The organism is Pedobacter sp. MR2016-24 (assembly GCF_026239655.1).
GTDB lineage: Bacteria > Bacteroidota > Bacteroidia > Sphingobacteriales > Sphingobacteriaceae > Pedobacter.
Map to the genome: position 1 here is coordinate 281,021 of NZ_JAPIVO010000004.1, position 14,100 is coordinate 295,120.

General features: G+C 42.0%; 11 protein-coding genes and 4 tRNA genes. 7 read left to right on the forward strand and 8 right to left on the reverse strand.

Translation table 11 applies throughout. From position 1 onward, the window contains the following. Positions 1-3: 3 nt before the first annotated feature. From OQX62_RS12315 to OQX62_RS12335, 5 genes are all read left to right on the forward strand, one after another. Positions 4-1,476, forward strand: a complete 1,473-nt coding sequence (locus tag OQX62_RS12315; protein WP_265831838.1) for a SusD/RagB family nutrient-binding outer membrane lipoprotein — start codon at positions 4-6, stop codon at positions 1,474-1,476. Between the two features lie 126 nt (positions 1,477-1,602). Further along, positions 1,603-2,934: a purple acid phosphatase family protein gene (locus OQX62_RS12320; RefSeq protein ID WP_265831839.1), complete on the forward strand. Its 1,332-nt coding sequence runs from the start codon at positions 1,603-1,605 to the stop codon at positions 2,932-2,934. Positions 2,935-3,030: 96 nt separating this feature from the next. Then, a complete protein-coding gene (locus tag OQX62_RS12325) occupies positions 3,031-4,002 on the forward strand; it encodes a purple acid phosphatase family protein (protein WP_265831840.1) in 972 nt (323 codons plus the stop codon). Between the two features lie 156 nt (positions 4,003-4,158). After that, positions 4,159-5,049, forward strand: coding sequence for an oxidoreductase (locus tag OQX62_RS12330; RefSeq protein ID WP_265831841.1), 891 nt, complete (start codon positions 4,159-4,161; stop codon positions 5,047-5,049). Positions 5,050-5,064: 15 nt separating this feature from the next. After that, positions 5,065-5,883 (forward strand): helix-turn-helix domain-containing protein, encoded by an 819-nt coding sequence (locus OQX62_RS12335; RefSeq protein ID WP_265831842.1) that lies wholly within the window; start codon positions 5,065-5,067, stop codon positions 5,881-5,883. A 61-nt stretch (positions 5,884-5,944) separates the two neighbouring features. On the opposite strand, the gene OQX62_RS12340 is transcribed toward OQX62_RS12335, so the two are convergent. The 6 genes from OQX62_RS12340 to OQX62_RS12365 form a co-directional block, all read right to left on the reverse strand. After that, positions 5,945-7,228, reverse strand: coding sequence for an ice-binding family protein (locus OQX62_RS12340; RefSeq protein ID WP_265831843.1), 1,284 nt, complete (start codon positions 7,226-7,228; stop codon positions 5,945-5,947). Positions 7,229-7,634: 406 nt separating this feature from the next. Then, a tRNA-Leu gene (locus tag OQX62_RS12345) sits at positions 7,635-7,719 on the reverse strand. A 50-nt stretch (positions 7,720-7,769) separates the two neighbouring features. After that, positions 7,770-7,842: transfer RNA gene (locus tag OQX62_RS12350), tRNA-Gly, on the reverse strand. 49 nt (positions 7,843-7,891) lie between these two features. Next, positions 7,892-7,976, reverse strand: a tRNA-Leu gene (locus OQX62_RS12355). A 43-nt stretch (positions 7,977-8,019) separates the two neighbouring features. Then, a tRNA-Gly gene (locus OQX62_RS12360) sits at positions 8,020-8,092 on the reverse strand. A 136-nt stretch (positions 8,093-8,228) separates the two neighbouring features. After that, positions 8,229-8,717, reverse strand: coding sequence for a regulatory protein RecX (locus OQX62_RS12365; protein ID WP_265831844.1), 489 nt, complete (start codon positions 8,715-8,717; stop codon positions 8,229-8,231). 96 nt (positions 8,718-8,813) lie between these two features. Between OQX62_RS12365 and OQX62_RS12370 the strand changes: the two genes are divergently transcribed. Both OQX62_RS12370 and OQX62_RS12375 read left to right on the forward strand, forming a co-directional pair. Beyond that, on the forward strand, positions 8,814-11,273 hold the full coding sequence (locus OQX62_RS12370; RefSeq protein ID WP_265831845.1) for a bifunctional UDP-N-acetylmuramoyl-tripeptide:D-alanyl-D-alanine ligase/alanine racemase: 2,460 nt from the start codon (positions 8,814-8,816) through the stop codon (positions 11,271-11,273). 9 nt (positions 11,274-11,282) lie between these two features. Further along, positions 11,283-11,873, forward strand: coding sequence for a DUF502 domain-containing protein (locus OQX62_RS12375; protein WP_265831846.1), 591 nt, complete (start codon positions 11,283-11,285; stop codon positions 11,871-11,873). Between the two features lie 16 nt (positions 11,874-11,889). Here OQX62_RS12375 and OQX62_RS12380 read toward each other — a convergent pair whose 3' ends face one another. Further along, positions 11,890-12,597, reverse strand: coding sequence for a TIGR00730 family Rossman fold protein (locus OQX62_RS12380; protein WP_265831847.1), 708 nt, complete (start codon positions 12,595-12,597; stop codon positions 11,890-11,892). A gap of 17 nt (positions 12,598-12,614) precedes the next feature. Then, positions 12,615-14,093: a sodium:solute symporter gene (locus tag OQX62_RS12385; RefSeq protein ID WP_265831848.1), complete on the reverse strand. Its 1,479-nt coding sequence runs from the start codon at positions 14,091-14,093 to the stop codon at positions 12,615-12,617. Positions 14,094-14,100: the final 7 nt, after the last annotated feature.

Here is a 14,100-nt window from a genome sequence, read left to right on the forward strand (position 1 = left end):
AACATGATGAAAACTTATTCATTCGCTTATCTGCTGGTAGCAGCAATTGCTTTTACCGGTTGTACTAAAAACTTTGATTCCATCAATACCAATACCAATAGTCCTGCCGAAACACGTCCGGAATACCATTTAACAGAAGCCATTACGCAGACTGCCACTGCTTACCAGGAAAATGGATTTGCACGCAGACCTGCTGCTGTAGGGCGGTATATCACACTGGTGCGTAATAATGATTATGAAACATTCCGGTGGACTGCGGTAGACTGGAACGACATCTACCAGCGCAGTATGGTCATAAAAAGTATGCAGCAAGAGGCAACAGCTACCGGTAAAGGTGTGTATACTGCTTTAGGCAAAATACTACTGGCTTTTAATATTTCTTATCTGACGGATTTATATGGAGATGTGCCTTATTCAAATGCATTACAATCACTGGAAAATGGAAATATAAAACCATCGTATGACAGGCAGGAAGATATCTACAAAAGTTTGCTTCAACAGTTAAAAGAAGCCAACGAGCAATTGAAAGCTGACGGTTCCGGTATTGACGCTGCGGCGGATGTAATGTATGCAGGAAATGCTTTGAAGTGGAGAAGGTTTGCTAATTCGTTGAGACTGCGACTGCTGTTGCGCTGTTCGAAGGTCTATCCTCAGGCATTTACGGACATGCAGGAAATAGTAAGCAATCCTGAAACATTTCCAATTTTTACCAGCAACGCAGAAAGTGCGGAAGTGACTTATCTGGGCGTGAAAAAGGATGACAGCTGGCCAGGTGGTCCGAAAAACATGATTGATAATGATTTTAATAAAACCAAGGCAAGTAAAGAACTGGTAGATATTTTATTACAACGTAATGATCCCCGGCTGCAGGTATGGGTAGCGCCGGTAAGTGCAACTACCGGTGCAACAGTAGATCAGAACCGATACGTAGGTGTGCCTCATGCGTTAAATAATCCGGCCGATTACAATGGGGGAGAAACACATCAGTCGGTTTTTTCCGGGTATTTCAGAAAGGATAATGCTGCCGGTTTGAAAGCCAGTTTTATGCTGTATACTGAAGTATGTTTTATCCTTGCGGAAGCAGCGCAGACAGGCAAAATCTCTGTACCAGCGAAAACCGCGGAGTCTTTGTATCATGATGGGATTGAATCTTCAATGGACTATTATGGCGTTAAAGCAGCTGCGGTAACTGCAGGTTATTATGATTTGCCACTGGTAAAATATAACGGAACCCAGCAGCAGCTGATCACGCAGAAATGGCTGGCTATGCTTTTTCGCGGTGCAGAAGGCTGGTTTGATTTCAGACGTACAGGATTTCCTCATTTTGTGGCTGGTCCCGTAGCCTTTCAACCTGCATTCCCTGTGAGATATGCATGGCCGATTAGTGAGGCCAGTGTAAACAGCGATCATCGTAATGCCGCCATTGCCGTATTTGGTGCAGATGATATCAATACAAAGATGTGGTACCTCAGATGAGATAGCCTTTCGGTTTTTTTATCCTATTAAAAAATAGACATATTCAGGTTGTGCAGCATGCTTTACAACCTGAATATTGTCTTCTATTGCGATTTATTGCCTTTTCGAATTACAAAATCATAAACAATGAAACAAATTGCGCGCAGGAACTTTCTGTTAAGTTCGTTAAAAATAGGTGCCGTTTTACCATTAATCAGTCTTCCTTCTACTCTTTTTGGTGTTGAAAAGGAGGAAAATACAACTCATTTATATCAGCCAGGCGTTAGGCCTGACAGGGTTGTACTTACCGTAACGGAAGATCCTTCAACAAGTGTTACCGTCAACTGGAGAACAGCTGATACCGTGGCAGAAAGTCATATTGAATATAACCTGGATGATGCACATCCTGCTTTTGTGAGCAAAGTAATGCGTTTAAAAGCACAAACGCGCAGTTTTAGTTACGAGACCATCAAAGCAAAAAATCATCGTATTACTCTTGCCGGACTCCTCCCGGGTAAGTTGTATACTTACAGAACGGGTGCAGAAAATAACTGGAGTGAATGGATGCAATTCCGCACAGCTGAGCAAAATACCAGTCAGTCTAAAATATCATTCATTTATCTGGGCGACGCACAGGTTGGCATCCGGCCTTTATGGAGCAGGGTAATCAGGAAAGCCTATGCCGTGAATCCTGAGGCCAGTTTAGTGATCCATGCTGGTGACCTGGTGAATCGTGCAAATAAAGATGATGAATGGGGAGACTGGTTTGGCGCAGGAGCATTCATACATGGCACTATCCCGGTGATGGTTACGCCAGGCAATCATGAATATATACATGAAGATGGAAAACCTCATTTATCAGTTTACTGGAAAGAGCAGTTTCAACTGCCACAGAATGGTCCGCAGGATCCTTTGCTGGCTGGTAGCTGTTATTTCACGGATGTACAGGGGGTGAGGTTTATTTCGCTGAATACACAGATGCTGGAAGAAGCACCCAGCCAGGATTGTATCCGTCAACAGGTAGAATGGTTACACAAGGTACTAAAAGATAATCGCCAGCAATGGACCTGTATGGTGATGCATCATCCGGTTTTTTCTACAAAAAAAGGTCGTTATAACAAACAGGTCAGGAAATATCTCAAACCAATTTTTGAGCAGTATCATGTTGATCTGGTAATGCAGGGGCATGATCATGCGTACGCCCGCGGCATGGAGAAGATAGATCTGACCGGCGGTGCAGCCGGTAAATCGGGAACCATGTATGTTGTTTCCGTAAGCGGTTCTAAAATGTATGAAACAGAAACGATGGACTGGGCAGATATCATTGCACCTGACGTACAGGTTTATCATAAAGTATCGATAGATAATGAGACATTATCTTTTAACACTTATCTGGCAACCGGCGAGCTATTGGATGCTTTTGAGCTGGTTAAGCGCAAAGGTCAGCCCAACCGGCTGATCAGCAAAAAGATAAACTAATAAATCAATTCATTTTAAGCTCCGGACAATTGTATCGCCATCTATCTAAGATAGGATTATATGATAACTATGGAAGTACCTGATAATTTACAATAAATGAAACGCAGAGATTTTGTAAAAAATACCGCACTTACTGCCATTGGCGTAGGTCTGATCAATCCCCTTGAAACGTTTGCTTCTACTGGTGAAACCTATCTGGAAAGTGAAGATTTGTCGCCCGCACTTAAAAGCGACGAAGATTTCCCATTAAACTTTATAGCCGTTGGTGACTGGGGGCGGAGTGGGGAATCTCATCAGCTGGAAGTAGCGAAACGAATGGGTGAATGGGCAAATAACAACCCGAATAATTTTGTAATCTCCGTCGGTGATAACTTTTACCCGCGTGGGGTGGTGAGTGAGCAGGATCCTTTATGGCATTACTCCTTTGAGAATATCTATACTGCGCATTCACTGCAGTGCGACTGGTATCCGATTTTGGGGAACCATGATTATGGATCTGATCCTGATGCACAAATCAGGTACAGTAAGGTGAGTCGCCGGTGGAACATGCCTGCCCGTTATTACACTAAGGAAGTAAAACTGGGCAGGACTGATGATAAGGTACTGTTTGTATTTATTGATACCAATCCATTTGCAAGAGATGAGGTGGCAGAGACAGAAAAACAAGTTGCCTGGATTGATGAGACACTTGCACAAGCCTCTGCTCATATCAAATGGAAGATCGTAGTTGGTCACCATCCCTTTTATACCGTAGGTCCCCGTATCAAAAACTACGATACACTAGCAGTAAGGCGCATACTTGCAAAAACGCTGGAAAAACATCAAGTAGATATCTATCTTTCGGGTCATGATCATTCCCTGCAGCATTTAAAACCCGAAGGTTTTACCCATCAGTTTATATCAGGTGCAGGGTCAGAACTTACACCCGTACAAAGTGGGGTATCCTACAGTAATTTTGAGGCTGCTGAACATGGATTTATGTATTTTTCTCTGAACAAAAACCGGATAAGAGCTAAAGCCATAAATGATACTGGAAAAGTATTGTATGAGACTGAGCTGAAAAGATAATCTGCCAAAGCTTATAGAAATGTTTCAGGATCCATGCTACTGCATCCTGAAACATCACTGACCTCATGATCTTTTCAACAAAACACTCTGAGCCTTCTAACAAAGCATAATCCTGTTTTACTCCCGATCTTTATTAAAATTAAAAAATCACAGATCATGAAAAGAGTTTGGTTTATTACAGGAAGTTCCCGTGGCCTGGGAAGGAGTTTAACAGAGGCAGTGCTGACTGCAGGTGATCGTGTAGCCGCAACAGCGCGTAACCCGGAACAGTTAGAAGACTTACAGGACAAATACCCTGATCAGCTATTAGCTTTGCAACTGGATGTAACGGTACATGAAGAAATTTTACAGGCAGTTGCTGCTGCCATCAAGCATTTTGGAAGAATAGATGTGCTGGTGAACAATGCAGGTTTTGGCATTACAGGAGCAGCGGAGGCTTTCACGGAAGAACAGGTGTTAAGTCAGCTGCAAACCAACTTATATGCACCTATAGCCATTACCCGCACAGTACTTCCCCATATGCGTGCGCAGCGTTCAGGTCACATCCTGCAAATTAGTTCAGTAGGGGGCAGGGTAGGAAATGCCGGGCTGACTATATATCAGGCTGCGAAATTTGGTCTCAGCGGATTTAGTGAGGCACTCGCTAAAGAGGTTGCTCCCCTTGGTATTAAAGTTACCTGTGTGGAGCCTGGTGGTTTTCGTACGGATTGGGCTGGTGCATCCATGACGTTTGCCGAAAAAATAGAAGGGTATGAAACTACGGTAGACTGGGTAGCTGAATTTTTAAAAGGCGATAACTTTGTTGCCATGGGTGATCCCGCAAAGGCGGCAAAAGTAATGGTCGAACTGATCAGGCATGCAGAACCCCCTTTTCATTTACTTTTAGGGAGTGAAGCAGTAGGGATTGTTAAAAATGCTGAAGCCGCAAAACTTGCCGAGCTGGAGAAGTGGATTGCGGTAAGTACTTCCACAGATTATGATGATGCAACGAACTTCCTGGAAACTGAGGCAGGAAAGACCATGTCTGAGATGAAAGCCAACAGATAATTCTTAAATTTGATTATGGCGGCGGTAGAAAAAAGGACATTTTCACAGATTATGTATTCCTGTTATACGACAAGAAGCAGGGAAGGAGAACAATTTATTCCAGAGCACGTATTTACTTACCAGATATCTGGCTCAATCCTGCTCAATGACGGAGAACAGGAATTCCATGCAAAAGAGGGCGACTTTGGTTTTGCTAAACGCAACAACCTGGTGAAGTTTAATAAAAAACCGCCGGAAAATGGAGAATACAAATCTGTATCTATTTATCTGGATCAGCATACACTGAGGGATTTTAGTATAGAATATGGATATAAAGCAGAGCGCAGGGTGGAAGGGAATACACTCATCCAACTGAAGTCGGACCCCCTCTATAAAAGCTTTATGGAGTCTTTGATGCCATACCTTTTAACGGAACAAGCTGAAAATACCAGGTTGCAGGAGTTGAAATTGAAAGAAGCGATTCTGATCCTGCTCCAGGTTAATCCGGAGTTGAAAGATGTGCTCTTTGATTTCTCCGAGCCGGGTAAAATAGATCTGGAAGGTTTTATGAATAAAAATTTCCATTTCAATGTACAGTTAAAGAGGTTTGCTTATTTAACCGGAAGGAGCCTGGCGACTTTCAAACGGGATTTTGATAAGGTCTTTAATAGCTCTCCGAACCGCTGGCTTCAGCAGAAAAGATTGCAGGAGGCCTATTATCTGATTAAGGAAAAAGGTAAGGCAGTGTCGGAAGTTTATCTGGAGATGGGTTTTGAGGATCTTTCCCACTTTTCCTTTGCATTCAAGAAAAAATACGGTGTGGCGCCATCGAAATTGACGCAAACATTGATTTAAATAAAAAAGGGTATTAAAGGTTTATGATAACCCTTAATACCCTTTTTCTTATGAAATTCTGTTATTTAGCTTCAAGAATAGTGCTTGCATTCAGCGTTACAGCTGTCTGTGCTAAAAGCTTGCCTGTTACCTTGGCTCCTGTATTCAGTGAGATGAGTGTTTTACTCAGGATAATACCACTAAAATCTGCATTAGTGCCCAGCGTTGCTGCTCCTGAAACTACCCAGAAGATATTTTTCGCCTGAGCACCACCAGTTAAGGTAATCTTAGCGCTGTTGCTGATGGTTAGGTTCTGCGCAATCTGGAATACCCAGGTATCATTCGGACCACCATTAAGTGTTACACCAGCAGCTGAAACCAGTACTCCTGTTCCCCATTTGTATACACCGGCAGTTAAAGTCTTTCCGCTGATATCTCCTGCATATATTTCAACGATAGGGGCAGGTGTAGTAAGGCCGTTGGCTGTGGTGAAAGCATTCTCCATATCACTTACTGCAGTCGTCATCTTTGCCGGAGTCGGTGCTGTATAATCTGCTGCGTAAATTTTACCAATTACAACAGGTGCAAGCGCAAACTGGTTGCTGGCATCAAGTGTTAAACCGAATCCAGTAATCGCTGTAGCAGCTGCGGGACTTACAGCTATATCACCTGTAATTGATGTAACACCAGTGGTAGAAATTCCGGTTTTAGCTAGAATCTGATAGTTAGCCGCTGTACCCAGGTTAACCACAACTTTAACTGCTGTAAAGTTCGCTACTAATGTTCTGTTAGTAAGGATAATAAATTTCAATGGATTAGTTGTCTCCGTAACGGCACCACTCCATCCAGTGAAAATATAACCTGCATTAGGTGTTGCAGTCAGGGTTACTTCCGTTCCGGGAGTATATGATCCTGATCCGTTTGTTGTACCGCCGATTACCGGGTTTGATGAAATGTTTACCGCTAATTTCCCATCAGGAATCGCAGTGAAGTTAGCTACTAAATTCGCATCTGCTGTTACGATAAAAGGGTAACTCGGACTTGTAGAAACAACTGCACCATTAATGGTCCAGCTCGTAAAAGTGTACCCTGTTCTAACCGTAGCTGTAGCCACAACTTCTGCACCTTTACTCGGAGTGCCTGTGATCGCTGTTACTCCACCTGCTACCGGGCTGGATGATAAAGTAATCTTTTGAACCATTTCTGTTGAATCAGCAATAATATCTGTTCCATTATCTTTTGAACAGCTGGCAGTACAAAATGCTGCGAGTACAATCAGTGACCATATAGTGCTTCTGATGATCGCGTATTTTGTACGCTGTTGTGTTGGGGTCTTACCGTTTATTAAAAGTGCATGATTATTCATCTGTGTGATTTAAAATGAGACGAGTGTTGTCATCATTGTAACCACTCTATTACAAAGCAAGTGCCCTGAAAAAGAAAAATACGAGAGCTGGAATAATAACGCATTATCTCTTCCTTAGCTTTTTATCAAATTACGGGTTGAATAGTGTGCGGACTGTATATTATTTAAAAAATAATATGATTATAAGGAATGAAATTTAATTTTAATAAAAAAAAATAGCCTATTTATAATTGTATTGGGATTTGGAATATGATTACAATAAAGGACAGGAAATCTGTTTTAAGTTGTGAATTGATCTCTGATGCCGGCAGAACAGGCCTGATCCTGCAGAAGCTATTCAGATGCTTTAAAATCGGTCTTAAATAAAGAAAGGATCACGTTTTAACGTAATCCCTGTATTTTGTTGTACTCAGAGCGGGAATCGAACCCGCACGACTTTTAAGGTCACAGGATTTTAAGTCCTGCGTGTCTACCAGTTCCACCATCTGAGCAGGTGTAAAACCTTTTAAAATTAAAAGCCTTCAATAAAGAAGGCTTTTAGAGCGAAAGACGAGATTCGAACTCGCGACCCCGACCTTGGCAAGGTCGTGCTCTACCAACTGAGCTACTTTCGCATTGGTATGGTAATTAAGTCCTGTATAGCTTTATACAGGTATTTTGTTGTACTCAGAGCGGGAATCGAACCCGCACGACTTTTAAGGTCACAGGATTTTAAGTCCTGCGTGTCTACCAGTTCCACCATCTGAGCAGGTGTTAACCTTTTAAATTAAGTTCCTGGTAAAGGAACTTAGAGCGAAAGACGAGATTCGAACTCGCGACCCCGACCTTGGCAAGGTCGTGCTCTACCAACTGAGCTACTTTCGCATTGGTTGTATTCAATCATCATCCGATGATGCCCTTTAGAACAACGTTTAAATGATTAACCTTGTTTCCGTTTGGGATTGCAAATATAAATACTTTTGTATTACTGTCAAGTTATTTTTTACAAAAAAAACCGATCTCAGCTTAAGTTATTGTCATTCAGTACTTCAGAAATTAAATTACTTTCAAATCCTTTCCCCAAAAGGTAGGTCATCAGCTTATATTTCCTTTTGTACTTATCTTTTTCCGTTAAAACAGCTGCTTTTTTTTCTGCGGCGGCGAGTATAACCTTCAGATATTCGTCGTAATCTATCGTATTTAAAGCTTTCATGATCATCTTATCCGGCACTTTCTTTAGCTTCAGCCCCTGTTTGATTTTAATCTTGCCCCATTTTTTGATGTTGAACTTACCGGAAACATAAGCATTGGCGAAACGCTCTTCATTCAGAAAGTTGTTTTGGATCAGTTCTGAGATTACATTTTCTACATCATCCTTCCACAGACCCCAGTCATACAGCTTATTTCTCACTTCCTGCTGTGAGCGTTCCTGGTAGGCGCAGTAACTTTCCGCTTTCACTAAAGCAGATCTCTTATCTAGGACAATAGGTTTAGATGGTTTTCGTTCCAAGGGCAGCTGATTTTTATTCCGTGCAAATATCCACAAACATCGGTACATATTGGTTAACTTATTAACTTTGCTGGCATAGCTAAATCATCCTGATCCATGAGCGAAAGGAATTATACCATTCAGCAGATCGCTGGAATCTTACACATCAACCTGCAAAATGCGAAGAGCACGACTATCATCAATAACCTGGTGATTGACAGCAGAAGCATTGCAGACCCTGAAGGCGCTTTATTTTTCGCCATACCTGCTCAGCGGAATGGGCATGAATTTATCAGGGAAGCCTATGAAACCGGCGTGAGGAACTTTGTGATCAGCGACCGGGATTACGCTGACCGCTATCCTGACGCTAATTTTTTACTGGTTCCTGACGTACTAAAAGCATTGCAGGCTATTGCTGCTTATAAACGTGCACAATTTAACAATGAAGTGATTGCAATCACCGGCAGTAATGGCAAAACTGTGGTAAAGGAATGGTTATATCAACTGCTGGCGGCAGATTTTAATATTGTAAGAAGCCCGAAGAGTTTTAATTCACAAATAGGTGTACCCTTGTCCGTATGGCAGATGGAGCCTGAGCATACACTCGGGATTTTTGAAGCCGGCATTTCTCGTCCGGAGGAGATGGCGCATTTGGAGCAGGTAATCAGACCCACAATCGGCATCCTGACTAATATAGGGGAAGCACATGCAGAAGGCTTCTCTTCAGCAAAGGAAAAGCTGCAGGAGAAACTGAAACTGTTTAAAGATACGCGGGTATTTATCTATTCGCCGGAATATACAGCTGGTATTGCTGCCAAAGATTTACCTGGCCAACAAAAGTTCTGCTGGAGTATGAACCAGAAAGCGGATCTTCAGATTCTATTTGTAGAACCTATAGAGGGCAAAAACTACATCAGGGCACTGTATAAGAATGAAGAGATAGAGTGTTTGATTCCTTTTCGCGACCGTGCATCGGTAGAAAACGGCATTATTTGCTGGGCCACCTTGCTGGCCATGGGTTATAGTGCTGACGAGGCCGATATCAGGCTGGAGAAGCTGACCACTGTAAATATGCGGCTGGAACTGAAAAATGGGATCAACCAATGTTCTGTAATTGATGATTCTTACAGTGCAGATATTTCTTCACTCGCTATCGCACTCGATTTTTTGAAATTGCAAAATCAGCATGTCATTAAAACCCTGATCCTATCAGATTTATATGAGACCGGAAAAAAGGATCAGGATCTCTATGCCGAAATTGCTTCCCTGCTGAAGCAAAAGCAGGTGAACAGGCTGATTGGAATTGGTCCGCATATCTCTGCATGCGCCGCTTCATTTGAGATTGAAGCCTCTTTTTATCAAAGTACGCAGGACTTTATCACGCATTTACCGGAAGTACACTTTGCTAATGAGACCATCCTTGTTAAAGGTGCGCGTAGATTTCAGTTTGAGAAGATAAGTAAATTGCTGACGCAGAAAGTGCATGATACGGTATTGGAAATTGACCTGAACGCTTTAGCGAGTAACCTGCGGTTTTATAAATCCAAGTTAAAACCCGGGGTGAAGGTAATGGCTATGGTGAAGGCTTTCTCCTATGGCAGCGGAAGTTTTGAGATTGCTAATTTATTGCAATATCATAAAGTGGATTACCTTGCTGTGGCTTATGCCGATGAAGGTATTGCGCTGAGAAAGGCCGGGATTTCACTGCCAATTATGGTCATGAGTCCGGAGCCATCTGCTTTTGAAGCCATCATCAAATATAAACTGGAACCTGAGTTATACAGTCTGGATATTGTTAAAGAGTTTATCGGGTTTTTACCGGAAACGGTAAGTGATTATCCTGTACATATTAAAATTGATACAGGCATGCACCGTCTTGGTTTTGAAGAACTTGATTTATCACTTTTATTGCCATTGCTTACAGACACCAAAAAACTAAAGATTGTATCTGCGTTCTCACATCTGGCGGCAAGTGAAGATGAAAATCATGATGAATTTACCAGGTATCAGGTAGAAAGGTTGCTGACTATGGTTGCACAGTTGAGAGAGACGCTGGGGTATGACTTTATCAGGCATATTTCGAATACCTCTGCTATTACACGCCATCCTGCTGCGCAACTGGACATGGTGAGAATAGGGATAGGGCTGTATGGTTTTGATTCGGGTTTGAAAGGCAACAGGGGATTACAAACGGTGGCTGTTTTAAAAACAACTATCACGCAAGTCAAAAACATTGGTCCCCTGGAAACTGTGGGTTATGGCAGGCGTGGCGTATTGCCCGAAGGAGGGAAAACCGCAACAGTTAAGATCGGTTATGCTGATGGTTATCGCCGTGCATTTGGTAATGGCGTGGGCAAGATGCTGGTGAATGGAAAGCTGGTGCCTACGGTAGGTTCTATTGCGATGGACATGTGTATGATCGATGTCACAGGTATGGATGTGAAATCTGGTGATGAAGTAGTTGTATTCGATCATCAGCTCACCATTGCGGCTTTGGCGACACAAATTGATACCATTCCGTATGAAATTCTGACTAATATTTCTCAAAGGGTTAAACGAGTCTATTTTTATGAGTAATTTTGTGTGATGAATAGAATTGGCAGAGCTTTACTGAACTATCTGATTAAAGGTTTACTGATTGTATTGCCTATCGCATTAAGTATTTACATCGTGATATGGGCAGTGACTACGGTAGACAGCTGGCTGAATGTGAACAATATTCTGGGTGTTGATCCAAGAACGGGAGCAAGCAGGAATATACCCGGATTGGGGCTGGCATTGGTGGTGACACTCATTTTGCTTGCAGGTATAGTCGTGACGAATTTCGTGACGGAGCCGATGTACAACTGGTTTAACCGCTGGATGAACAGACTACCGGGATTGAATTTCCTGTATTCGTCTATTAAAGATCTGGCGGAAGCCTTTGTAGGAGATGAGAAAAAGTTTAATCATCCTGTACTGGTAGAAGTAGAAGGGGATTTAAAGAAAATCGGTTTTCTGACTAAGGATGATCTGAATGCTATCGGTTTACCCGGTGAGGCAATTGTTTACTTCCCTTTTTCTTATTCTTTTGCCGGACAGGTTTGTGTGGTTAAAAAAGAAAAGATACAAACATTACATATGAGTGCTGCTGAAGCAATGAAATTAGTAGTGTCTGGTGGGGTAAGCCATATTTAACCCCACCAGTTGAATACTAAAAGTTAGGTTTCAATACATATTTATCATAGAATCTGAAGATATGCTCTGCTGCTTCTTCTGCAGTATCAGCAAGTCTGAACAGGTTCAGGTCTTCTGCATGAATATTATGCTCTTTTTCGAGCATGGTATTTTTAATCCATTCTACCAATCCTCCCCAGTAATCCTTACCAACAAGAACTATTGGGAAACGGGCAATTTTACCCGTCTGGATGAGGGTAATCGCTTCAAAAAGCTCATCCATGGTGCCCATGCCGCCGGGCAGTACTACGAACCCCTGTGAGTATTTCATAAACATTACTTTCCTCACAAAGAAATAATCAAACTCCAGTAATTTATTGTGGTCGATATATTTATTATGGAACTGTTCAAAAGGCAGATCAATATTTAAGCCTACAGATTTACCTCCATTGGTATGTGCACCTTTGTTCCCCGCTTCCATGATACCGGGGCCTCCGCCAGTAATTACACCATAACCACGGTCGGTCAGTAACTTCCCGCATTCTACAGCAATCTGATAATATTTATTGGTTTCTGCAGTTCTTGCTGAACCGAATATGGATACACAGGGACCAATTTTAGCCAGTTTCTCGAATCCATCTACAAACTCGGCCATGATCTTAAAGATGGACCAGGAGTCTGTTACTTTTATTTCCTGCCAGTTTTTGTTCTCAAAAGCACTTCTTATCTTTTCGTCGCTCGTCATTCTCTTCTAATTTATATTTAAAACCTGGTTTGGGTAACAGATGTTTTGCCAGTTACCCATAATAATACAAAGGTGATCAGCCCGTTTAATACGATCAGTTCAAAACCCAGCTCGTAACCGAACCAATTTACACTATTACTTTTGATGAAAAAAGACAATAGCGGGGAGGCGATACAGATATAGGGTACCAATTTATCCAGCACCGCCCTTTTGGTCAGCATCCCAAAGGTAAATAACCCTAATAATGGGCCATACGTATAAGTTGCAGCAATAAACATGGAATTCACTACCGAATCATCATTTATCACTTTAAATATCAGTATCACGATCACCATTAACACTGAAAAACCGATATGCACTAAATGTCGTTTGCTCACTAACTCTGGTGCATTCTGATCCTCCTTTTTGTCGAAATGCAGAAAATCCATACAAAAGGAAGTCGTCAGCGCCGTTAGTGCAGAATCAGTAGTTGCAAAGGTCGCCGCCGTAAGCCCAAGCATAAATATAATCCCGGGAATAACATTCAGGTGATTTAAAGCAATTTCAGGATACAGGTTATCAGGTGTTTTTAATGCTGCAACATTTATACCGTTTTTAGCAGCAAAAATATATAACAGCGCGCCTACACTGAGGAAAAATATATTCATTACGACAAAAACACCGGTAAATGTGAACATGTTCTTTTGCGCTTCACCAATAGTTTTCATACTGAGGTTCTTCTGCATCAGGTCCTGATCCAATCCTGTCATAGCTATAGTCACAAAGATCCCGCCCAGGAATTGTTTCAGGAAGTGCGATTTAGTACCCATAAAATCTTCCCAGAAGAATATTTTTGAATAACTGCTGTTTTTTACGGCTTCAAATGTGCCTGAAACATTCAGGTCTAATGCTTTTGAGATGAAAATGATTGATAAGACAACAGATAAAAGCAGGAAAACTGTTTGCAGTGTATCTGTGATGATAATCGTTTTCAATCCTCCCTTATGTGTATATAGCCAGATCAATACCAGGCAGATTACTATAGTGATCCAGAAGGGTACGTTCCATGCATCAAAGATAAAACGCTGTAAAACAATGGCTACCAGGAATAAGCGCAAGGAAGAGCCTATTGTTCTGGAAACAAGAAAGATTACAGCTCCTGTTTTATAGCTATGCGGTCCGAGCCTTCTTTCGAGATAAGTATAAATCGAAATCAGGTTCATCCTGTAATACAGCGGGAGCAGGACAGTTGCAATAATAATGAAACCAACTGCGTTACCTAGAACGAACTGGAAATATCCAAATTCACCTTTTCCTACGGCACCCGGCACAGATATAAATGTTACCCCGGAAAGCGCGGTTCCGATCATTCCGAAAGCCACCAGGTACCATTTTGAATTCCTGTTTGCAATAAAAAAGGAGGCGTTGTCTGAGGAATTCCTGGAAGTGAAATAAGCGACACCGACTAAGAGTGCAAAGTATCCCAATAAGAAGGATAAAAGGATGGCTGGAGTCATATTCAGG

Excerpts from the sequence above, each read along its gene's own strand:
- OQX62_RS12320 (WP_265831839.1), top strand. The coding sequence starts at position 1,603 with ATGAAACAAATTGCGCGCAGGAACTTTCTGTTAAGTTCGTTAAAAATA.
- OQX62_RS12370 (WP_265831845.1), top strand. The coding sequence starts at position 8,814 with ATGAGCGAAAGGAATTATACCATTCAGCAGATCGCTGGAATCTTACAC.
- OQX62_RS12385 (WP_265831848.1), bottom strand. The coding sequence starts at position 14,093 with ATGACTCCAGCCATCCTTTTATCCTTCTTATTGGGATACTTTGCACTC.
- OQX62_RS12330 (WP_265831841.1), top strand. The coding sequence starts at position 4,159 with ATGAAAAGAGTTTGGTTTATTACAGGAAGTTCCCGTGGCCTGGGAAGG.
- OQX62_RS12335 (WP_265831842.1), top strand. The coding sequence starts at position 5,065 with ATGGCGGCGGTAGAAAAAAGGACATTTTCACAGATTATGTATTCCTGT.
- OQX62_RS12340 (WP_265831843.1), bottom strand. The coding sequence starts at position 7,228 with ATGAATAATCATGCACTTTTAATAAACGGTAAGACCCCAACACAACAG.
- OQX62_RS12380 (WP_265831847.1), bottom strand. The coding sequence starts at position 12,597 with ATGACGAGCGACGAAAAGATAAGAAGTGCTTTTGAGAACAAAAACTGG.
- OQX62_RS12375 (WP_265831846.1), top strand. The coding sequence starts at position 11,283 with ATGAATAGAATTGGCAGAGCTTTACTGAACTATCTGATTAAAGGTTTA.
- OQX62_RS12315 (WP_265831838.1), top strand. The coding sequence starts at position 4 with ATGATGAAAACTTATTCATTCGCTTATCTGCTGGTAGCAGCAATTGCT.
- OQX62_RS12325 (WP_265831840.1), top strand. The coding sequence starts at position 3,031 with ATGAAACGCAGAGATTTTGTAAAAAATACCGCACTTACTGCCATTGGC.